Source organism: Streptomyces sparsogenes (assembly GCF_001704635.1).
Taxonomy (GTDB): domain Bacteria; phylum Actinomycetota; class Actinomycetes; order Streptomycetales; family Streptomycetaceae; genus Streptomyces; species Streptomyces sparsogenes.
The window spans coordinates 1-20,988 of the sequence record NZ_MAXF01000145.1 but is presented as its reverse complement, the minus strand read 5'-3'; the positions used below and the strand labels follow the sequence as shown (position 1 = coordinate 20,988).

General features: G+C 72.4%; 22 protein-coding genes. 14 read left to right on the top strand and 8 right to left on the bottom strand.

Annotated features, from left to right (window positions below; all coding sequences use genetic code 11):
• Both BBH68_RS29910 and BBH68_RS29905 read right to left on the bottom strand, forming a co-directional pair.
• Positions 1-2,786: HAMP domain-containing protein (locus tag BBH68_RS29910; RefSeq protein WP_065966855.1), on the bottom strand; the 2,786-nt coding region annotated here is incomplete at its 3' end.
• A 230-nt stretch (positions 2,787-3,016) separates the two neighbouring features.
• On the bottom strand, positions 3,017-3,358 hold the full coding sequence (locus tag BBH68_RS29905) for an STAS domain-containing protein (RefSeq protein ID WP_065966851.1): 342 nt from the start codon (positions 3,356-3,358) through the stop codon (positions 3,017-3,019).
• Positions 3,359-3,536: 178 nt separating this feature from the next.
• Here BBH68_RS29905 and BBH68_RS29900 point away from each other — a divergent pair, with 178 nt between their 5' ends.
• Positions 3,537-4,778: a PP2C family protein-serine/threonine phosphatase gene (locus BBH68_RS29900; protein WP_079151274.1), complete on the top strand. Its 1,242-nt coding sequence runs from the start codon at positions 3,537-3,539 to the stop codon at positions 4,776-4,778.
• Positions 4,779-4,969: 191 nt separating this feature from the next.
• On the opposite strand, the gene BBH68_RS29895 is transcribed toward BBH68_RS29900, so the two are convergent.
• On the bottom strand, positions 4,970-5,476 hold the full coding sequence (locus BBH68_RS29895) for a MarR family winged helix-turn-helix transcriptional regulator (RefSeq protein WP_065966850.1): 507 nt from the start codon (positions 5,474-5,476) through the stop codon (positions 4,970-4,972).
• Positions 5,477-5,595: 119 nt separating this feature from the next.
• Positions 5,596-5,934: a type II toxin-antitoxin system Phd/YefM family antitoxin gene (locus BBH68_RS29890; protein ID WP_065966853.1), complete on the bottom strand. Its 339-nt coding sequence runs from the start codon at positions 5,932-5,934 to the stop codon at positions 5,596-5,598.
• A gap of 112 nt (positions 5,935-6,046) precedes the next feature.
• Here BBH68_RS29890 and BBH68_RS29885 point away from each other — a divergent pair, with 112 nt between their 5' ends.
• From BBH68_RS29885 to BBH68_RS29860, 6 genes are all read left to right on the top strand, one after another.
• Positions 6,047-6,682, top strand: a complete 636-nt coding sequence (locus BBH68_RS29885) for an ATP-dependent Clp protease proteolytic subunit (protein ID WP_065966849.1) — start codon at positions 6,047-6,049, stop codon at positions 6,680-6,682.
• A gap of 6 nt (positions 6,683-6,688) precedes the next feature.
• Positions 6,689-6,997, top strand: a complete 309-nt coding sequence (locus BBH68_RS29880; protein WP_065966848.1) for a hypothetical protein — start codon at positions 6,689-6,691, stop codon at positions 6,995-6,997.
• 374 nt (positions 6,998-7,371) lie between these two features.
• Complete coding sequence (locus BBH68_RS29875) at positions 7,372-7,845, top strand: C40 family peptidase (RefSeq protein WP_065966847.1); 474 nt, start codon at positions 7,372-7,374, stop codon at positions 7,843-7,845.
• A 137-nt stretch (positions 7,846-7,982) separates the two neighbouring features.
• Positions 7,983-8,381, top strand: coding sequence for a VOC family protein (locus BBH68_RS41610; protein ID WP_065966846.1), 399 nt, complete (start codon positions 7,983-7,985; stop codon positions 8,379-8,381).
• 69 nt (positions 8,382-8,450) lie between these two features.
• Positions 8,451-9,674, top strand: coding sequence for a nucleotidyl cyclase domain-containing protein (locus BBH68_RS29865; RefSeq protein ID WP_245738365.1), 1,224 nt, complete (start codon positions 8,451-8,453; stop codon positions 9,672-9,674).
• 40 nt (positions 9,675-9,714) lie between these two features.
• A complete protein-coding gene (locus tag BBH68_RS29860; RefSeq protein ID WP_065966852.1) occupies positions 9,715-10,254 on the top strand; it encodes a DUF6328 family protein in 540 nt (179 codons plus the stop codon).
• Here BBH68_RS29860 and BBH68_RS29855 read toward each other — a convergent pair.
• A complete protein-coding gene (locus tag BBH68_RS29855) occupies positions 10,187-10,615 on the bottom strand; it encodes an ATP-binding protein (RefSeq protein WP_065966844.1) in 429 nt (142 codons plus the stop codon). The two genes, BBH68_RS29860 and BBH68_RS29855, sit on opposite strands and share 68 nt — an antisense overlap.
• A 247-nt stretch (positions 10,616-10,862) precedes the next feature.
• Between BBH68_RS29855 and BBH68_RS29850 the strand changes: the two genes are divergently transcribed.
• From BBH68_RS29850 to bioD, 5 genes are all read left to right on the top strand, one after another.
• Positions 10,863-11,732 carry a helix-turn-helix domain-containing protein gene (locus tag BBH68_RS29850; protein WP_065966843.1) on the top strand — a complete coding sequence of 290 codons (870 nt, stop codon included), beginning with the start codon at positions 10,863-10,865 and terminating at the stop codon, positions 11,730-11,732.
• Between the two features lie 10 nt (positions 11,733-11,742).
• Positions 11,743-12,000, top strand: a complete 258-nt coding sequence (locus BBH68_RS29845) for a DUF397 domain-containing protein (protein WP_065966842.1) — start codon at positions 11,743-11,745, stop codon at positions 11,998-12,000.
• A 181-nt stretch (positions 12,001-12,181) separates the two neighbouring features.
• Positions 12,182-13,468, top strand: a complete 1,287-nt coding sequence (gene bioB / locus BBH68_RS29840; protein WP_065966841.1) for a biotin synthase BioB — start codon at positions 12,182-12,184, stop codon at positions 13,466-13,468.
• Positions 13,461-14,774, top strand: coding sequence for an adenosylmethionine--8-amino-7-oxononanoate transaminase (locus tag BBH68_RS29835; protein WP_065966840.1), 1,314 nt, complete (start codon positions 13,461-13,463; stop codon positions 14,772-14,774). Before bioB ends, BBH68_RS29835 begins: the two co-directional genes overlap by 8 nt.
• A gap of 55 nt (positions 14,775-14,829) precedes the next feature.
• Positions 14,830-15,543 carry a dethiobiotin synthase gene (bioD, locus tag BBH68_RS29830; protein WP_065966839.1) on the top strand — a complete coding sequence of 238 codons (714 nt, stop codon included), beginning with the start codon at positions 14,830-14,832 and terminating at the stop codon, positions 15,541-15,543.
• 126 nt (positions 15,544-15,669) lie between these two features.
• On the opposite strand, the gene BBH68_RS29825 is transcribed toward bioD, so the two are convergent.
• The 3 genes from BBH68_RS29825 to BBH68_RS29815 form a co-directional block, all read right to left on the bottom strand.
• On the bottom strand, positions 15,670-18,333 hold the full coding sequence (locus BBH68_RS29825; RefSeq protein ID WP_245738364.1) for a glycoside hydrolase family 3 N-terminal domain-containing protein: 2,664 nt from the start codon (positions 18,331-18,333) through the stop codon (positions 15,670-15,672).
• A 152-nt stretch (positions 18,334-18,485) separates the two neighbouring features.
• Complete coding sequence (locus BBH68_RS29820) at positions 18,486-18,857, bottom strand: fic family toxin-antitoxin system, toxin component (RefSeq protein ID WP_065966838.1); 372 nt, start codon at positions 18,855-18,857, stop codon at positions 18,486-18,488.
• Positions 18,854-19,081: an antitoxin gene (locus tag BBH68_RS29815; protein WP_065966837.1), complete on the bottom strand. Its 228-nt coding sequence runs from the start codon at positions 19,079-19,081 to the stop codon at positions 18,854-18,856. Before BBH68_RS29815 ends, BBH68_RS29820 begins: the two co-directional genes overlap by 4 nt.
• 108 nt (positions 19,082-19,189) lie before the next feature.
• Between BBH68_RS29815 and BBH68_RS29810 the strand changes: the two genes are divergently transcribed.
• The gene (locus BBH68_RS29810) at positions 19,190-19,615 is read left to right on the top strand and encodes a GNAT family N-acetyltransferase (RefSeq protein WP_065966836.1); all 426 of its coding nucleotides are present in this window, start codon (positions 19,190-19,192) and stop codon (positions 19,613-19,615) included.
• 205 nt (positions 19,616-19,820) lie between these two features.
• Positions 19,821-20,988, top strand: a 1,168-nt coding sequence (locus BBH68_RS29805) for a hemolysin family protein (RefSeq protein ID WP_065966835.1), incomplete at its 3' end; no start/stop codon positions are given.

The following is a 20,988-nucleotide window of genomic DNA, read 5'->3' as shown; positions in this document are numbered from 1 at the left end:
TCGGCGGCGGGCGCGATGCGCAGCTCGACCGCGCCGGTCTCGGTGAACTTGACCGCGTTGGACAGCAGGTTGCGCAGGACCTGGCGCATCCGGATGTCGTCCGTGACCAGTTCCTCGGGGACGGCGGGCGAGACGCTGATGTGGAAGTCCAGGCCCTTCTGGGCCGTCAGCGGCCTGAAGGTGGCCTCGACGTAGTCGAGGAGACGCCGCAGCGGCACCCGCTCGGGGTGGATGTCCATCTTGCCCGCCTCGACCTTGGACAGGTCGAGGATGTCGTCGATCAGCTGGAGCAGGTCGGACCCGGCGGAGTGGATGACGCTCGCGTACTCCACCTGCTTGGGGGTGAGGTTCCGGGTCGGGTTCTGCGCCAGGAGCTGGGCGAGGATCAGCAGGCTGTTGAGGGGGGTGCGCAGCTCGTGGCTCATGTTGGCCAGGAACTCCGACTTGTACTTGGACGCGAGGGTCAGCTGCCGGGCCCGCTCCTCCAGCTCCTGGCGGGCCTGTTCCACCTCCCGGGTCTTGGTCTCGATGTCGCGGTTCCGCGACGCCAGGAGCGTGGCCTTCTCCTCCAGTTCGGCGTTGGACCGCTGGAGTTCGTCCTGCCGTGCCTGCAGCTCTTCCGAGCGCGCCTGGAGTTCCGCGGTCAGCCGCTGGGACTCCTCCAGCAGCTCGTCGGTCCTGGCGTTGGCGACGATGGTGTTGATGTTGACGCCGATCGTCTCCGTGAGCTGTTGCAGGAAGTCCCGGTGGACGGGGGTGAAGCGGGTCACCGAGGCCACCTCGATGACGCCGAGGACCTGGTCCTCGACCGCGATGGGCAGCACGATCAGGCTGGACGCCTCGGCCGAGCCGAGGCCGGAGGAGACGGTGACGTAGCCGGGCGGGAGTTCGTCGATGGCGATGGTGCGGCGGCTGCGGGCCGCCTGCCCGACGAGCGACTCGCCGAGCCGGAACCGCACCGGCCGGTCCTCGTCCCCGGCGGGCATCCCGTAGGACCCGATCAGGTGCAGTTCGACGCCCCGCGGTGTCTCCCGGGCAAGGTAGAAGCCGCCGTACTGGGCGCCGACCAGGGGCACCAGCTCGTCCATGACCGACTCGGCGACCGCGGTCAGCTCGCGCCCGCCCTGCATCAGCCCGGAGACGAGGGCCAGGTTGGTCTTGAGCCAGTCCTGTTCCTGGTTGGTGCGGGTGGTCTCGCGCAGGGACTCCACCATGGCGTTGATGTTGTCCTTGAGTTCGGCGACCTCGCCGGAGGCGTCGACCGTGATGGAGCGGGTGAGATCGCCCTCGGCCACGGCGCTGGTGACCTCGGCGATGGCCCGCACCTGGCGGGTGAGGTTCCCGGCCAGCTCGTTGACGTTCTCGGTCAGCCGCTTCCAGGTGCCGTGGACGCCCTCGACCTCGGCCTGCCCGCCGAGCCGGCCCTCGCTGCCGACCTCGCGGGCCACCCGGGTCACCTCGGCGGCGAAGGCGGAGAGCGTGTCGACCATGGTGTTGATGGTGGTCTTCAGCTCCAGGATCTCGCCGCGCGCGTCGACGTCGATCTTGCGCGTGAGGTCGCCGCGGGCCACCGCCGTGGTGACCTGGGCGATGTTGCGCACCTGATTGGTCAGGTTGTTCGCCATGGAGTTGACGTTCTCGGTGAGGTCCTTCCAGATGCCCGCCACATGGGGCACCTGTGCCTGGCCGCCGAGCATGCCCTCGGTGCCGACCTCGCGGGCGACCCGGGTGACCTCGTCCGCGAAGGCCGACAGCTGGTCGACCATCGTGTTGATCACTCCGGCGAGCGCCGCCACCTCGCCCTTGGCCTCGACGGTGATCTTCTGCGACAGATCGCCCCGGGCCACCGCGGTCGCCACCTGGGAGATGGACCGCACCTGGCTGGTGAGGTTGGACGCCATGACGTTGACGTTGTCGGTCAGGTCCTTCCAGGTGCCGGAGACACCCCGGACGGTGGCCTGGCCACCGAGGTTGCCCTCGGTGCCGACCTCGCGGGCGACCCGGGTGACCTCGTCCGCGAACGCCGACAGCTGGTCGACCATGGTGTTGATGGTGGTCTTGAGCGCCAGCACCTCGCCGCGGGCGTCCACGTCGATCTTGCTGGTGAGGTCGCCCTGGGCCACGGCGGTGGCCACGCGGGCGATCGAGCGCACCTGGGCGGTGAGGTTTCCGGCCATGAAGTTGACCGAGTCCGTCAGGTCCCGCCAGGTGCCGCCGACGCCGGGCACCAGAGCCTGCCCGCCGAGCCGGCCCTCGGTGCCCACCTCGCGGGCGACCCGGGTCACCTCGTCCGCGAACGCCGAGAGCTCGTCGACCATCGTGTTGATGGTGTCCTTCAGCTCGTGGATCTCGCCCCGGGCCTCGACCGTGATCTTCTGCGTCAGGTCGCCCTTGGCCACCGCGGTGGCGACCTGGGCGATGTCCCTCACCTGTGTGGTCAGGTTTCCCGCCATGGCGTTGACGGAGTCCGTCAGGTCCTTCCAGGTGCCGTCCACGCCGGGCACTGCCGCCTGGCCGCCGAGTCGGCCCTCGGTGCCCACCTCGCGGGCCACCCGGGTCACCTCGGAGGTGAACAGCGCCAGCTGGTCCACCATGCCGTTGAAGACGGCGGCGATCTCTCCCAGGAGCCCCTCGTGGTCGGCCGGCAGACGGGTGCCGAAGTCGCCGTCCCTGACCGCCGTGAGTCCGGCCAGCAACCGCCTCAGCTCCGGTTCCGCGACCGGTCCGGCGCTTCGGCCCGTCGCGGCACGCGTCGTACGTCTACCCGCGCCGGAACTCGCTGCCATGTTTCTCGCCCCTCATGTAGCGGTCCGCTCCTCGGGCGCCCTGTGATCGCGGGGTCCGCTGAGCCGTCGACACGGAAGTGATCAGGCGCTCCGAGCGTCATAGTGCCACAGTTGCCGACAGGCAACTATCGATGAGCCGGGCCGCCACCGCAAAGACGGACATGGCGGAAAGTGCTGGTGACAACTCCGGCCGGGCACGAGGAGAGTGTGATAAAGGGCCCGAGGCAGCCTCAGGGGACGGGCCGGGCGAGGGCCTCGTCGACCGTCCCGGCCAGGGTCAGCACTCCGTCGGTCTCCGTGATCCTGAGCACATGCCGCATGGCCTCCGGCACGCCCGCGAGCACCAGCCGGATCCCCGCCTGTCCGGCCCGGCCGTGGAGCCGCAGCAGCATATTGAGGCCACTGGAGTCGCAGAAGGTCACCTCGCGGCAGTCGAGCACCAGCCGGTCGCCCTGCCCCGCCAGCGCCTCGCCCGCCGCCCGCTCCAACACGGGAGCGCCTTCGATGTCGAGCTCACCGCGCAGCGCGAGCACCTGCCCGGCGCCGGCGTCGACCTGGAAACCACCGGACATACACACCACTCCAGCCTCGATGACCGTTCTCGGCCCCTCCGGACGGTTCCCGGCGGCGACCACACGCGCCCATCCAATCAATTGATCAACGTCATGGGCTACGGGGTCCGTCACACCCCCACGCTTCTGTTATCGCAATATTTGTCGTAAGACAATTGTTGTCCTCGTGGTGCATAGAATGCGCGTGACGATCATCGCGGCGGCCCGTCCCGGCGCATTCGAGAAGCAGGACGATGTGGACAATATTGCTACGGTCGAGCGGGCTCTGCGCACAGCCGCACCCCATGCCCTGCTCGATGTCGTCACGACCGCCCTGGCGGAGCAGTACGGCGCCGAACGGGTCGAGCTGCGCCTGGCGGACTACGGCATGCGGTCGCTCCAGATCGTGGGGCACGGGGCCGAGGACGCGGAGCCGGTGCCCGTCCACGGCAGCCCGCAGGGCCGCGCGTTCGGATCGCAGGAGCCGCGTGTCGTCGAGGACACCGCGGGGGGCATGGTGGACGTGCATCTGCCGATGACGATCCGCGGCGACCGGATGGGCGTCCTGTCGGTGCGGCTGCCGGCCGACCGCTACGCCCAGGCGCCCCTCCCGGGCCTGCAGTCGATCTGCGAGGCGCTCGGCCACGAGATCCTGGTCGCCGAACGCGACACGGATCTCTACCTGTTGGCCCGGCGCGCCGTCCGGCTGACCCTGGCCGCCGAGATGCAGTGGCAGTTGCTGCCCGGGCATTCCTGCACCCGCCCGGAGTTCTCCCTCGGCGCCCACCTCGAACCGGCCTACGCCATCTTCGGCGACAACTTCGACTGGACCGCCTCGGCCGACCATCTGACCCTGACCGTCACCAACGGCATGGGCGAGGGCATCGAGGCGGCGCTGCTGACCAATCTGGCCGTCAACGCCCTGCGCAACGCCAGGCGCGCCGGTCTGGACCTCGCCGACCAGGCGAGCCTGGCCGACCAGGCGGTCTACGCCCATTACCGGGGCGCGGCCTATGTGTCGGTGCTGCTGCTGCGCTTCCACTTCGCCACCGGGCAGGTCGAGGTCGTGGACGCCGGGTCGCCCCGCCTGTGGCGCCAGCGGGACCGCACCGTCGAGCCCGTCGAGTTCGACGCCCAGCTGCCGCTCGGCATGTTCGAGGACACCGTCTACGTCGCCGAGCACTTCACGGTCCGCTCCGGCGACCGGCTGCTGTTCGGCAGCGACGGGGTGTACGACACGGTCTCCCCGGCGGGTGAGCGCTACGCGGAGCGGGCCCTGGTGCGCGCCCTGGGCAACACCAGGCTGCTGCCGCCGACCCAGGTGCCGCAGGCGGTGCTGCGCGAACTGGCGGGCTTCCGCGGTGACACGCCGCTCGACGACGACGCCCTGGTGGTCTGCCTCGACTGGTACGGGCGGGACGGCGGTGGACCTGCGGAGTAAGTGGGGCGATCATTGCCATTTGACAACTGTGCCCCGGTAACAACATTCTAGGGAGGCTCGTCCGGAGCCGGGGGCTGCTCCGGCGCGCCCCCAAAGGGGCGGCCTGTGGCACATGGCGGCCTGTGACGCATGAGGGGTGGACCGTGGCGGATCGGGCGAGGGGACGCTCGCACCAGCACGAGACGGGGAGCTCAGGCCAGCCGCACCGCGCTGTCCGTCGGGTCCCGGCGCCGGACGGTGGCGGTCTCCTCCACCGCGTCCCGGAATCCCTTCAGCCCCTCCAGCAGCGCCTTGCGCGCGGTCGGGGTCATGGTCGCTATGGCGGCCAGCAGGGCCTCCTCCCGCCGGGCCCGCAGCTCGAGCAGATACGCCTTGCCGTGGCTGGTGAGCCGGATCTCCAGCTCCCGGCGGCTGACCGGGCTGGGCGCGCGCTCCACGAAGCCGAGTGCCTGCAGCCGGTCGCACAGCCTGCTCACCGACGAAGGGGCCGACCCCAAAAGCTCGCCGAGGGTACGGAGGTTGATGCCGCCCTCACGGTCGAGGCTGTACAACACCCGTAGCTGCGACGCCGACACGGGAGAGGACGAGACGGCGTCGCGCCCCCGCTCCCACAGGACCTCGAGCAGTTCGATCACCTCGCAGGCCATGTGAGCGCCCTCGCGGGACCGGCGGTGCGAGGGTGTCGGATTCACGCCCATAACAGTGCACTCCGATTCAGCGTTCTCGGCCCCAGGCGCCGACCGTGCGCCTTGCTCCCGCTGCAACCATATCTCCGGCCCGCCGTCCGCCCCGGCGGGTGGTGAGGCCCCTCCCCCGGTCACCCCTCGCGGCCCGGGCGCCGTCCGCCGGCGCCCGGGCCGCGATGTTCCGCCGCGATGTCCCCGCGGTGCTCCGCCGCGATGCCGAACCGCCGCCGTTCGCCCGGAGCGGACGCCGCCGGGCGCACCGCCGAGACCGTGCTGATCACCTGCTGTTCTTCCGCACCCGCCGCGGCCTGCTCGAGCTCCTCCAGTCTCCGCAGGTCATCGGCGGAGACCAAAGCCACGAGCGGCTTCCCGTGCCGGGTCACCACCACGCGCTCGCCGCCGTAGACGACGCGGTTGATGAGCTCCGCGAGCTCTGCTCGGGCTTGCGTCACCGGAATCTCGTAGGCCATGCTCCACATCATAACGAGATGTACGTCCTGTACATTTTTTACGGACGCGGCGTCCGGACGCCTGCTGTCCGGACGCCGCCCGACAGCCACCGACGCCGAGAGGTGAGACGCGATGGAACGCCCGACCGCGCGCTACGTCCTGCCCGAGTTCACCGAGCGCACGAGTTCCGGGGTCCGCACCATGGACCCGTACTCGAAGCTCCTGTCCGAGCGCATCGTCTTCCTCGGCACCCCGATCGACGACACCTCGGCCAACGACGTGATCGCGCAGCTCGTCCACCTCGAGCACGCCGGGCCGGACCAGGACATCTCGCTCTACATCAACTCGCCCGGCGGCTCCTTCTCCGCCATGACCGCGATCTACGACACGATGCGCTTCGTGAGCTGCGACATCGAGACGGTCTGCCTGGGCCAGGCCGCCTCCGCGGCCGCCGTGCTGCTCGCCGCCGGAACCCCGGGCAAGCGCTTCGCGCTGCCCGGCGCGCGGCTGCTCATCCACCAGCCGTCGTTCAGCGAGCCCATTCAGGGCACCACCTCCGACCTCCAGCTCCAGGCCGAGGAGATGCTGCGCACCCGCGGCCTGCTGGAGGAGATGCTCGTGCGCCACACCGGGCAGCCCGCCGAGCGGATCCGCGCCGACATCGAACGCGACAAGATCTTCGACGCCGAGGGCGCGGTGGCGTACGGGCTCGTGGACCGGCTCACCCTCAGCCGCAAGGGGCCGCGGGCGTCGAGCGGCGCGAGGTGACCGGCCGTGCTGCCTCCCGAACTGCCCCCGCTGCCCGCGCTCACCCGCGCGGAGGGCGCGTTGCTGGACGGCTATCTGGACGTGGTCGACCTGCTGGGCCGGATCAACCCGGCCCGCGGCAGCGACACGTACGGGGGACTGCGGGCCGCGCAGGCCCTGGTGGGGAAGGCCACCGCCCTCCGGGACGCGCTGGCGCTGATGCACGAGCGCGGTGAGAGCCGGCTGCACACCGCGACCCTGGCCCGGGCCCTGCGGGTGCTGGACGGGGAGCGGCGCACCGAGCGCGTCACCCTTCCCCCGGCCGACTCGTCCTGAGCCCGGCCGCGGCGCCGCCGGGGCGGCGGGGTGCCGCACCAGAGGCGGCGCGCGCCCCGTGCCGGGTTCACCCGTTCGGCCGCATTCCGGCCCCGGCCCGCCCACCGGCCCGGCTTGCGCGCGGCGCGCACGGCGTTCTCGTTCCGTACCCGCCGGGAGCGAGGCGGGACGAAGCCCCCGGGCCCCCGGCGCGGCCCGTCCCGGCCGGGGGCGTTCACCCGGACGGCCTCGTCGCGAGGGATGACGCCACGGCGTGTCCTGGCTCGGAATCCCCGCCCGCCTGCGGCAGCATTCCCAGGACGACAGGACCCGCCGTGCCGGGCGCCTGGCCGGGCCCGGCCCGGTGGGGCCCCGGCTGACGAAGGGGGTGCGCGATGGCTGCGCACATTCGAGTCCCCACAGTGGTATCCCGGGCCGGTGCCGTCTCGGCCCTGACCGTCGCGGCGGTCGGCGGCCCCGTGGCGGGGCCGGGAATACCGCAGCAGGCCGAGGCGGCCTCCGCCGCCGCGAAGGCGCTCCAGATCGCCGCCTCGAAGAAGGGAGCCCCGTATGTGTACGGGGCCGCCGGCCCGAACCGCTTCGACTGCTCGGGCCTGAGCCAGTACGCGTACAAACGGGCCGGGAAGCGGCTGCCGCGCACCGCGGCCGCGCAGTACAACCGCACCCGCCACATCAAGACCACCTCCCGCCGCGGCGGCGACCTGGTGTTCTTCCACTCCGGGCGCAGCGTCTACCACGTGGGGCTGTACGCGGGGCGGGGCCGGATCTGGCACGCGCCCAAGCCGGGGACGGTGGTGCGGCTGGAGCGCATCTGGACCAAGAAGGTCTGGTACGGGCAGGTGCGCTGAGGCTCCGTCCGCGCGTGCGACGCGCGTGGGACGCGCGCCGGACGGGCGTGGGGAGGCCCGACTGTCGGTGGCCGCCGGTACGTTGGCAAGGTCGGGACGGCCGCCACCGCCGTCAGGGACCACCTCGCGAGGACGACATGTCGTATCCGAACCCCGTCCGGAACATCACCTTCGACGCCCATGACCCCTACGCCCTGGCGCGTTTCTGGTCCGCCGTGACCGGTTACGCGCTGGAGGACAGCGAGCCCGGCGACGACGAGGTGGTGATCTCGTCGGGCCGGGCGGCGGCTCCGGGCCTGCTGTTCCAGCGGGTGCCGGAGGCCAAGACCGGCAAGAACCGTCTCCACCTCGACATCCAGCCGCCCTCGGGCACGCGGGACGCCGAGGTGGAGCGGCTGCTCTCGCTGGGCGCGCGGGTGATCGACGACCGGCGCACCGAGGACGGGCTCGGCTGGGTCGTCATGACGGATCCCGAGGGCAATGAGTTCTGCGTCGAGCGCAGCGCCGTGGAGCGCGGCTTGGTGGAACCGATGTGACGGACCCCTGCGAGCCCCGGGGAGACGCGCGTAGCGTGAGCCGGTGTCGGCGGCAGGAGGGGGCTTGTGGTGACCGAGCAGTTCCAGGCGGACCGGACCTATGACCATGTGTACCTGGTCTTCATCGACACGGCCGGGTATTCGACGATCGTCCTGTCGAACCCGGCGGACCGCGCGGCGCACGCCTTCGACCTGCTGCGCGAGCGGATGCGCGCGCGGATCGCGCAGGTCGCGGAGGAGCGCCGGTGCGCCCGCAGCGGGGTGTGGAGCTGGCGGGGCGACGGCGGTTTCCTCGCCGTGCACGACGACAGCGAGAGCGTGGCCCGGGATGTGGCGCTGGAGGCGGCCAGGACCTTCCTCACCCTGGACCTGAGGCATCTGCGGGACGAGTTCGCGCGGGCGGGGGTGCGTGGCGAGCTGCATCTGCGCATGGCCGTGCACAAGGGGACGATCCGGCACAGCGGGGAGGGGCGGACCGGCACCATCCACTCCCCCGACATCAATCTGGCCGCGCATCTGGAGAAGGCGACGCCCCGGGACTGCCTGGCGATCTCGGAGGACGTCCACCGCACCGCGGGCCCGTACGCGGAGTTGTTCGCGCCGGTGGGGACCCACGAGGGCAAGCGCGTCTATCTGATGGCGGGGGACGGTCCGGCGGCGGGGGGCGGCGGTCCGCAGACGGCGGCCAAGGCCTGGCTGGCGAGTCGCGGGCTGGCCGGGGGCACCGCGGTCCACGCCTACCCCGAGCGGCCGAGCTCCGAGGAGAAGGCGCGGCTGCTGGACGCGGCGTGCGAGGAGGTCCTCGACATGGGGACGGCGCTGCGCAGCTCGTCCAGCCGGCTGGTCACCAGCGAGCGGCCGGCCCGCTACCGCGACGCGGTCCTCGGGCTGCTGCGCCGGGGCGGCGTCTACCGCTGCTTCCTGCTGGACCCGTCCTCGGACGCGGCGGCCACGCTGGCGCGGCAGTACCAGGAGGACATGGCGAGGAAGATCAAGGACTCGCTGGAGCGGTTCGGCCGGTTCAAGGAGCGCTACGGGGCCGAGGCGGAGGGGCTGCGGGTGTACCAGACGGACGCGTTCCCGGGGTTCTCCGCGCTGGCCGTCGACATCCGGCGGCCCGACGGGCTGATCCTCTACTCCTCGTATCTGATGGGCACCAGTCCGTACGGGGTGATCGAGCGCGGCGACATGCCGCACTATCTGATCAGCCCGGCGGCCGGGCCGGTGTTCGGGCGCATCCGGGCGCTGGCCGAGGCCCGCGACGCCGGCGGGTCGGTCGAACGCGTGCTGTGACCTGCGCGTATCTCGGGCCGTTCCGGTAACCCGAATGGACATGAACAACGAGGGTGGAGAGCCGGCCCGCCGCGAGACCCCGCTCGAGCGTGACGACCGCAATTTCGCCGAGCTGCTGCAGGAGCTGCGGGTCACCCAGACCGGGGTGCAGATCCTGTTCGCCTTCCTGCTGACGCTGGCGTTCACCCAGCGGTTCGGGTCCCTGGACAGCGTGCAGCGCGGCACCTACATCGCCACGCTCCTGCTCGCGGTGGTCGCGGCCTCGCTCTTCACCGCTCCGGCCGCCATCCACCGGGCGCTGTTCCGCCAGGGCGCCAAGCGCAGGATCGTCGATGTGTCCTCCCGGCTGGCGAGCATCGGGCTCGGCGTCCTGGCGCTGGCCTTCACCGGGTCGGTGCTGCTGGTCGTGGACGTGGTGCTGGGGCGGGGTCCGGGGATCGCCGCCGCGTCGGGCACCTTCGCGGTGTGCTGCGGGCTGTGGGGGCTGCTGCCCCGGCTGATCGGGCGGAGCCTCAACCCACGGGGACGGTCCAGGGCAGCGCGATCCACACCGTCTTCCCACCCTCGGGCGTCGGGATGACGGACACCTCGCCGCCCGACTCCGCGGCCAGCGATCTGATGATCAGCAGTCCCCGGCCGTTGTCCTGATGGGGGGCGGCGGGCAGCCGCTTGGGCCATCGGGGGTGGCTGTCGGTGACGCCGATCCGCAGCCGCTCCTCCCGCTCCAGCCGCACGTCCACCGTGAAGGTGGGCGACTGGCCCATCGTGTGCTGCACCGCGTTGGTGGCGAGCTCGGAGACGACGAGCCGTACGATGCCGACGGTCTCCGCGTCCGCCGGCAGACCCCATTCGGCCAGCACGCTCGTCACATATCTTCGCGCCGTGGTCACCGAGACCGGCGCGCTCGGCAGAGTGACGGATGCTTCCTGGTGGTCAGCCATGGCGACCCTGTCCCTTCCCTCCGGGGCGCGGCTGCGGACGCGTGTGAGTGGTATTGCCAAGCCAGTGAAGTCGTGGGCAGCCCCGGCGGCTCTAGCGTCAGAGTGCCATCGATGGGCGGTGCAACGGGTGCGATCCACCAAGTTATGCATATATCTGTCGCTCGAAACGGTGAACTCTGCTACGGAAGACCGGATTTGCGCGGCACACTGGCGACCGGGAATTCGGAGAAAGCCGAAAGGGGAAGTCATGCGGTACGGCCCTGCGGTGCGCCGCCGCAAGCTCGGCGCGGAACTCCGTCGCCTGCGCGACCTCGCCGGACTCACCAGCGGCGAGGCCGCGCGCCGGGTGGGCTGGCACCAGTCGAAGGTGAGCCGGCTGGAGACCGGGCGCAGCGGTGCGAGACCGTCCGATGTGGCGCGGCTGCTGGACGTGTACGAGGTCGCCGACCCGGAGCTGCGCGCGCTGCTGGAGGCGCTGTGCGGCGGGGGCGCCTCGGATCCGGAGGGGTCGCGGCGCGGCTGGTGGTACGCCTACCGCGATCTGCTGCCGCCCGCCTACCGGGACTTCATCAGCCTGGAGTCGGAGGCCTCGGCCGCCTCCACGCTGGAGACCACGGTGGTGCCGGGCCTGCTGCAGACCCCGGACTACGCGCGGGCGGTGACCCGGGCGGCGCTGCCGGATCTGCCGCCGCCGCAGGTGGACACGTTGGTGGAGGTGCGGATCGCGCGCCAGTCGGTGCTGCGCGGGGCGCGGCCGCTGCGGCTGCACGCGGTGCTGGACGAGGCGGTGCTGCGGCGGGAGGTCGGCGGCCCGGGGGTGATGGCGGCTCAGCTGCGCCATCTGGCCGAGGTGGCGGCGCTGCCGCAGGTGCGGCTGCAGGTGTTGCCGTTCTCGGCCGGAATGCCCATTGGCATCACCGGTCCTTTCATTATTTTTTCTTTTTCGCACATTACTGATCTAGACGTTGTCGTTCTCGACCACTTGACGAGTAGCCTCTACCTGGAGCGGAAAGAAGACCTCCGGGCGTACAGTGCCGCGTTCGACACGCTGCGGACCAAGGCCCTGTCCGTCCGGGAAACATTGACCTTCATCACACAAATCGGGGGCGGCGCCTGAGAGGGGCACCATGTCCACAACGTCCTGGTCCCTACCCTGCGATTCGGCACTGCGTGACGCGCATTGGCGGCGCAGCAGCTACAGCACCGGAATGAACAACTGCGTCGAGACGGCCGCACTTCCGCCCGGCCTGCTCGCAGTACGCGACTCCAAGAACACGGCGGGCCCCGCGCTGTTGTTCGCCCCCACGGCCTGGGGCACGTTCGTCGACGCGCTCCGGGGCGACGCGCTCGGCTCCGGCGCCGCCGCGCGCCGGAGCGCGAGCTGAGCCACGCGGTCGGGCGGCCGGCCCGGTCCGTACGACCGTGTCGGCCGCCACTGTCGGGTCCCTATAGAACGTAGCGGCGCCCATGCCCGGGCAGGGTGTGGCAATACACACACCTGGAACACGCGGTGTTGTGCCATCCCTACCTTTGCCCCGGCCCCCGGGGCAGGGCAGGATCAGCTCCATGGAGCTGCTGAACACGCTGGTGGACAAGGGGCTGCGGCGCGAGCCGCCGACCCGAGAAGAGGCCCTCGCCGTGCTGGCGACCGCCGACGACGACCTGCTCGACGTGGTGGCCGCGGCGGGCAAGGTGCGCCGCGCCTGGTTCGGGCGGCGGGTGAAGCTCAACTATCTGGTCAACCTCAAGTCCGGCCTGTGCCCCGAGGACTGCTCGTACTGCTCGCAGCGGCTCGGCTCGCAGGCCGGCATCCTCAAGTACACCTGGCTGAAGCCCGAGGAGGCGGCGGCCGCGGCGGGCGCGGGGGTCGCCGGCGGCGCCAAGCGGGTCTGTCTGGTCGCCAGCGGGCGCGGACCGACCGACCGCGACGTGGAGCGGGTCTCCCGGACCATCCAGGCGATCAAGGAACAGCACGAGGACGTCGAGGTGTGCGCCTGTCTCGGCCTGCTCTCGGACGGGCAGGCGACGCGGCTGCGGGACGCGGGCGCCGACGCGTACAACCACAACCTCAACACCTCGGAGGCCACCTACGGGGACATCACCACCACCCACACCTACGCCGACCGGGTGACGACCGTCCGGCAGGCACAGGCGGCGGGCATGTCCGCCTGCTCCGGGCTGATCGCGGGCATGGGCGAGACGGACGAGGACCTGGTCGACGTGGTCTTCTCGCTCCGCGAGCTGGACCCGGACTCCGTTCCCGTCAACTTCCTCATCCCCATCGAGGGCACCCCGCTCGCCCAGAAGTGGCACCTCACCCCGCAGCGCTGCCTGCGGATCCTGGCGATGGTGCGGTTCGTCTGCCCGGACGTCGAGGTGCGGCTCGCGGGCGGGCGCGAGATCCATCTGCGCTCGCTGCAGCCGCTCGCGCTGCACCTGGCCAACTCGATCTTCCTGGGCGACTATCTGACCACCGAGGGCCAGGCCGGCAAGGACGACCTCGCGATGATCGCCGACGCGGGCTTCGAGGTCGAGGGCACGGACACCACGACGCTGCCCGCGCACCGCGCCGACGCGCTCGCGGCGGCCGGGGCGGGCTGCGGTGCGCACGGCGAGGCGGCGGGGGGCTGCGGCTCGGCGGGCGGCGGCTGCGCGCCGTGCGGCGACGCGGCGACGTCCGCGACGTCCGCGACTCCCGCCACGTCCGACGCGGTGCCCGCCACGCCCGCGACGGTGCCGGCGGAGGCCGCGCCCGCCGCCGTCCCGGCCGCCACACCGACCGCCGGGGCCCGCACCGACCTGGTCGCCGTGCGCCGCCGTGGCGCGGGCACGGACCTGCCGCCCAATGCCTGAGCCGCTGACCCCCGGCGAGCTGCTGGCCCTCGACCGGCGGCACGTCTGGCATCCGTACGGGCCGATGCCCGGCCGCCAGGACCCGCTGATCGTGGAATCCGCCGCCGGGGTACGGCTGCGGCTGGCCGAACCGGCCGAGGGCAGAAGCGAGTTGATCGACGGGATGTCGTCGTGGTGGTCCGCCGTCCACGGCTACAACCACCCCGTGCTCAACGAGGCGGCGCGCGGCCAGCTGGACCGGATGAGCCATGTGATGTTCGGCGGGCTCACCCACGAGCCCGCCGTACGGCTGGCCGCCCGACTCGTGGAGCTCACCCCCGAGCCGCTCCAGCACGTCTTCCTCGCCGACTCCGGCTCGGTCTCGGTCGAGGTCGCGGTCAAGATGTGCCTGCAGTACTGGCGCTCCCTCGGCCGCCCCGACAAGCGGCGGCTGCTCACCTGGCGCGGCGGCTACCACGGCGACACCTTCCAGCCGATGGCGGTGTGCGACCCGGACGGCGGAATGCACCACCTGTGGTCCGGGCTGCTGCCCCGTCAGGTCTTCGCGGACGCGCCCCCGCCCGGCTTCGACGCCCCGCCGGACCCCGCGTACGAGGCACATCTGCGCGACCTCGTCGCCCGGCACGCCCACGAGCTGGCCGCGGTCATCGTCGAACCGGTGGTGCAGGGCGCGGGCGGGATGCGCTTCCACTCCCCCGCCCTGCTGCGGGTGCTGCGGGAGGCGTGCGACGAACACGACGTGCTGCTGGTCTTCGACGAGATCGCCACCGGCTTCGGCCGCACGGGCGAGCTCTTCGCGGCCGGACACGCGGGCGTCAGCCCCGATGTGATGTGCCTGGGCAAGGCGCTCACCGGCGGCTATCTCACGCTCGCCGCCACGCTCTGCACGACCCGCGTGGCGGACGGCATCTCGCGCGGCGAGCTGCCGGTGCTCGCCCACGGCCCGACGTTCATGGGCAACCCGCTGGCCGCCGCCGTCGCGCTCGCCTCGATCGACCTGCTGCTCGGCCACGACTGGCGGCAGGAGGTCAAGCGCATCGAGACGGGGCTGCGGGAGGGGCTGACCGCCACGGCCGCGCTGCCCGGCGTCCGCGACGTCCGGGTCCTCGGCGCCATCGGCGTCGTCCAGCTCGACCACCCCCTCGACGAGGCGGGCATGGCGGCGACGACCCGCGCGGCGGTACGGGAGGGCGTCTGGCTGCGGCCGTTCCGCGACCTGCTGTACACGATGCCGCCGTACATCACGGGCGACGACGACCTGGCCCGCATCTGCGCGGCCCTCCACGCGGCCGCGCGGGCCGGCTGACCCCGGGTCCGCCCTCACCTACTCGCCTCCACACGACACCGAAAGGCGCGACCACATGCCCGTACTCATGATCAGCGGCACCGGCACGGAGATCGGCAAGACCGTCACCACCGCGGCCGTCGCCGCCACCGCGCTGGCCGCCGGCCGGTCCGTGGCGGTGCTCAAGCCCGCGCAGACCGGGGTCCGGGCGGACGAGCCGGGGGACGCGGCCGAGGCGGCCCGGCTGGCGGGGGCGGTCACCCGGGCCGAACTCGCCCGCTACCCCGACGCGTTGGGCCCGGCCACGGCCGCCCGGCGGGCCGGCCGCGCCCCGGTGCGCCCGTACGAGGTGGCCGAGGCGGCGGAGAAGCTGGCCGCCGGGCACGACCTGGTGCTCGTCGAGGGCGCGGGCGGGCTGCTGGTGCGCTTCGACGAGGAGGGCGGCACACTCGCCGACGCGGCCCGGCTGCTGGGCGCGCCCGTGCTGGTCGTCGTCCAGGCCGGGCTGGGTACGCTCAACACGACCACCCTGACGGCGGAGGCGCTGCGTGCCAGGGGCCTGGACTGCCCCGGCGTCGTCATCGGCAGCTGGCCCACGGCCCCGGACCTCGCGGACCGGTGCAATGTCGCGGAGCTGCCCGGGACGGCGGGCGCCCCGCTGCTGGGCGCCATCCCCCAGGGCGCCGCGGCCCTCCCGCCCGCCGACTTCCGCGCCGCCGCCCCCGGGTGGCTGGCCCCCCGGCTCGACGGGACCTGGAGCGCGGAGCGGTTCACGGCGGCGCAGGGCTGACCGGGGCCCTCGGCCCGGGCCCGGAGGCGGCAGCGGGGCGGGGCGGGGCGTACACGACCAGGCGTACGCCCCGCCCCTATGACCGCCGCCCCCTATAACCGCCGCCCCCTAAGGCCGCCCTGGGCCCTACCCCGCGGCCCGATAGGCCTCGGTCAGCTTCCTCACCGCCCCGGCCGCATCGCCGCCGAGCAGCAGATGGTCCGCCTCGGCGAAGGGTTTCGCGACCGCCGGGGTGATCTTCTGGCCGACCCGGTCCTGGACCACCAGCCGCGCGGCCGTCACGATCGCACGCCCCTTCGCAACGTCCGCGCGCCCCTCCTTCCGGGCGGCTTCGGCCTCGGCCGCCAGCTCCTTCAGGCGCTCGGCGCCGTCCGCACGGGGCGCGCGGGTCGCGCCGTCCGCACGGGGCGCGCGGGTCGAGGTCGTCAGCCCCCACCCGTACGGGTACTGCGGGTCGTACGCCGCGTCGCCCACGTTGATCGGGAGCTGCGCCTCGGACCTGGGCCAGGTCACCGGCAGTTGCCCGGTGAAGGCCCGCTTGCCGTAGAGGACGTCCGCGACGCCGTCGCCCTCCGTGCCGGGCAGCCAGGACGCGACGAGGGCGTCGATGTCGCCGAGCCGGTCGCCGAGGATCTGCGGGCGGCCGGAGACGATCAGCACCGCGCACTTCATGGCGCCGCACACCCTGTCCACCGCGGCCTGGTCGGCCTCGGACAGCCGCAGGTCATGGCCGTTGCCGACGTCTCCCACCCCCTCCGCGTACGGGGTCTCGCCGACGACCACGACCCCGGCGTCGTACCCGTCCGTCGGGGCGGAGGCGTCCTCGGAGTAGGTGATGGCGGCGCCACCGGCGCGCGACTGCGCCTTCCTCATGCCCTCCAGAATCGTGGTGCCCTGGGTGTTCCGGCCCGATGAGCCCTGCCAGGTGATGGTCCAGCCGCCGGTCTGGTTGCCGAGGTCGTCGGCGTTCGATCCGGCGACGTACACCTTCTGGGAGGGCTTCAGGGGCAGCACCCCGCCGTCGTTCTTCAGCAGCACCTGCGACTTCGCGGCCGCCTCCCGGGCGACGGCGCGATGCCCCGCCGAGCCGATCCGGTCCAGGTTCGACCGATCCGCGTACGGCTTCTCGAAGAGGCCGAGCCGGAACTTGGCGGTCAGGATGCGGGAGACCGCGTCGTCGATCCGGGCCCGGCTGATCCGGCCGGCCTTCACCTCGTCGACGAGCGTGGTGTGGAAAGTCGCGTACGCGGTGGGCACCATGATCATGTCGACGCCGGCGTTCACCGAGGTGCGCACGTCGCTGGGGTAGTCGCCCGGGATCTGGTCGATGGCCTGCCAGTCGCTGATGACGAAGCCCTCGAAGCCCATCCGGTCCTTCAGCACGCCGTCGATCATCGCCCCGTCGGCGTGCATCTTGAGCGGTGCCTGCCCGTCGCCGAGGATGTCGAGCGAGGAGAAGGAGGGCATGACCGTGCCCACCCCGCGGTCCACGGCCTCCTGGAACGGCGCGAGGTGGATCCTCTCCAGCTCCTCGCGGGTGACCTTGGTGACGCCCTGATCGATGGTGTAGCTGCCGGTGGTCGAGGACCCGAACTCGGTGCCGCCGTCGCCGACGAAGTGCTTGGCCGTGGTCAGCACCTTGTCGCGGCGGTCGAGGTCCTTGCCGCTCGGCGCGCCCTGCATGCCCTGGATGACCGTCTCCATCGCGGTGACCAGCGCCGGGTCCTCGCCGAACGACTCGTACGCCCGGCCCCACCGCTCGTCGCGCGACACGCACAGGCAGGGCGCGAAGTCCCAGGGGACACCGGTGGCGCGCACCTCGGAGGCGGTGACCGCGCCGGTCTTCCCGGCCAGCCGGGGGTCGCGGCTCGCGCCGAGGCCGATGTTGTGCGGCATGATCGTCGATCCGACGACGTTGTTGTGGCCGTGGACCGCGTCCACGCCGTACACCAGCGGGATCTGGAAGCGGGTGGCCCGGGCGCGCAGCTGGAAGGCGTCCACCATCCGCGCCCAGGTCTCGGGCGTGTTGGGGGTGGGTACCGAGCCGCCGCCGGACAGCAGGGAGCCGAGGCCGTAGGCGGCGATGTCGCCCTGCGAGGTGAGGGCGTTGCGCTCGGCCTGGGTCATCTGCCCGGCCTTCTCCTCCAGGGACATGCGGGAGAGCAGGTCCTTCACCCGCTGCCGCACGGGGAGCTTCGGGTCGAGGTACGGCAGCCCGTGCGCGTCGATGACGATCCGCGGCGTCTCGGCGGGGGCCTCGGCGCCGGAGACGGTGAGCCGGAGCGGGACGGTCTCGGCCGGTTCCGCGCCGCCGCCCCTGGCGGTGACCACCTCGACCGTGCGGGAGGTGCCGGAGGCGGTTCCGGCCGGGAAGGTCGCGCTGCCCCGCACGGGCCGGTAGTCCTCGCCGGAGGTGGCGGTTCCGCCGTCCCCTTCGGTGGTGTAGTCGACGGTGACGGATTCGTCGATGGGCGCGGAGCCGGTGGTGGCGACGGAGATCCTGACCCGGGCGGTCCTGCCCTCCTTCACCGGGTAGACGGCGGCGTCCGTGACGACCTGCGCCTTGGGCGACCCGTCTGCCGTGCCGGCGGCGGCCGCGCCGCCTCCGGTCAGGGGCAGCAATGCGGCGACGACCGCCCCGGCGATCAGCGACGCCGCGGCGGAGCCGAGCCGGCCGCCCTGTCCGGGCTGTCCGCCCTGTCTTCGCCGGCTCCACGCTCTTCGCCGGCCCCACGGTCCTCGCTGTCCTCGCTGTGCGCGCTGTCCTCGCTGTGCACCGTTGCCTGGCATCGCGGCTCCTTCGCATGAGCGGGCGGCGCGTGAGTCAACTCGCCCAGGAGGGTGCCGTCAAGAGTTGACGCCGCGTCGGGGGCCGTTCGGCTCAAAGCGGTGCCTGGCGGGATGTTTTCCTTCGGAGGCCGAATGCACGGCCCATGGATTCCTCAGGCGCTCCAACTGCGCAGCTCGTCGGCGATCGCGTGGACGTCGGCGGTGCCGTCCTTCACCAGCCGGGCCAGGTCGCGGACGCGCTCCGGGGTGGTGGCGATCCTCAGCCCACTGGCGACGAGGTAGGCGTACGCGACGGCCGAGGCGAACAGCGCGTTCGACCGCTCCAGGGCGGGCACCAGCAGCAACAGCTGCAACAGCGCGGCGGCCCGGGTCTGCGGGTCGGAGTAGATGGGGGTGCCGAATATCTCGGCTTCGTGTCTGCTGACGGCGGCGACCAGCGCCCCGTAGTCGGTGACCTGGGGGTCCCCGGGGGTGCTGTGCTCGGCGATCATCAACAGCCAGGCGAGGTCGATCCGCACGTTCAAGAGCGCGCCTCGCCCTCCTTGCCGAACTCCTCGTCGAACACGGCCCGGTACTGCTTCATGAAGTCGGCGGCCGCCTCCACGAAGGTATGGCCCACCTCTCCGGCGTCCTTGCGGACGAGCTCCTCGATGTAGCGGTTCATGCTCATGCCCCGCTGCAGCGCGCGCTCGCGCGCCACCTCCGCGGTGGCCTCGTCGACCCGGACGTTCAGCTGTGTCTTCGCCACGGCCTCACGCTAGCGCCTATCCGCTAGCATCCACAAGCCGGGTCTCGTATCGCGGGACGGCGCGCAATCCCTTCGACACCGCGCCTGGCGCGGTGATGGGATCCCGCCATGAACGATCTCGCGATACGGGCCGCGGCACCCGAGGACCTCGACACCGTGCTGGCCTTCTGGAAGGACGCGGCGGAGGGCACCAGCATCAGCGACGACCGGGACGGGGTGGCCCGCCTGCTCGACCGCGACCCCGAGTCGCTGCTGCTGGCCGAGCGGGGCGGCGAGCTCGCCGGGACCGTGATCGCGGGCTTCGACGGCTGGCGCTGCCATCTGTACCGGCTCGCCGTGCACCCCGACCACCGGCGCCAGGGGGTGGCGAGCGCCCTCCTGCGGGCCGCCGAGGAGCGGTTCACCGCGCTCGGCGGGCGGCGCGGTGACGCGATGGTGTTGGATCACAACGCCCTGGCCCACCACGCCTGGCGCGCGGCGGGCTACGCCCCGCAGCCGGAGTGGAGCCGCTGGGTCAAGCCGCTGGGCTCCTGACGCCGCGCCCCGCTCGGCCGCCCCCGCACACCCTCGCGACTTTGCCGACCTTTTACCCGGGATCCGTCATGCATCGCCGCTCCGCGGCAACGTCGATGGTGGCCCCGAGTGAAAGGTGTGAGCGTCCCCCCATGGGCGAGCCCCCCACAACCCGACATCGCGCGATCCGCCCCGCCCTGCCCGACCATGGGACTGGGGTGAACCGATGACCGAAGTGCTCCTCCTGGCCGTGGCGCTCCTGCTGGCCCTCGCCTGCGGCGGGTTCGTCGCGGCGGAGTTCTCGCTGACCACCGTCGAGCGCAGCGAGCTGGAGCGGGCGGTGGAGCGCGGGGACCGGGGCGCGGCCAGTGCGCTGAAGGCCGTGCGCGGCCTGACCTTCCAGCTCTCCGGCGCCCAGCTCGGCATCACCGTCACCAACCTGGTGGTCGGCATGCTCGCCGAGCCGTCCGTCGCCGCGCTGCTGGCCGGGCCGCTCGAGGCGATGGGCGTGCCGAGTTCGGCCGTCGGCTCGGTGGCGCTGGTCGTCGGCACGGCGCTGTCGACGGTCGTGCTGATGGTGGTCGGCGAGCTGGTGCCCAAGAACTGGGCCATCTCCCGCCCGCTGCCCGTCGCTCGGGCCGTCGCCACCCCGCAGCGCGCCTTCAGCGCCGCCTTCCGCCCGCTGATCGCCCACCTCAACAACACGGCCAACCGCACGGTGCGCCGGATGGGCCTGGAGCCCGCCGAGGAACTGGCCTCGGCGCGCAGCCCGCAGGAGCTGGTCGCGCTGGCCCGGCACTCCGCCCGGGAGGGCGCCCTGGAGGAGGACACCGCCGAGCTGTTCGTCAGGACCCTGAACCTGCGGGAGCTGTCCGCGGAGAACGTGATGACCCCGCGGGTCCAGGTCATCGCGCTGGACGTGCGGGCCACCGTCGAGGACGTCGCCAACGCCACACGCGCCACGGGCCTGTCCCGCTTCCCCGTCTACCGGGGCAGCCTGGACACGGTCGTCGGCACCGTCCACATCAAGGACGTGCTGGCCGTCGGCGCCGGGGAGCGGCCCCGCCACCCGGTGTCCGAGCTGATGCGCGAACCCCTGTTCGTACCCGCCTCGCTCACCGTGGACCGGGTGCTCGACCGGCTCTCGGGGGACCGCAGCATGGCCGTGGTCATCGACGAGTACGGCGGCACCGCCGGGGTGGTGACTCTCGAGGACATCGTCGAGGAGGTGGTCGGCGAGGTCCGCGACGAGCACGACCCGCACGAGAAGCCCGACCTCGCCCCGGTCGGAAAGGACTCCGAGGGCCGGGCGCTGTACGACGCGGACGGCGCGGCCCGCGTCGACCAGCTGGAGGCCATCGGCATGCGGGTGCCGCACGGCCCGGACCCTGGCC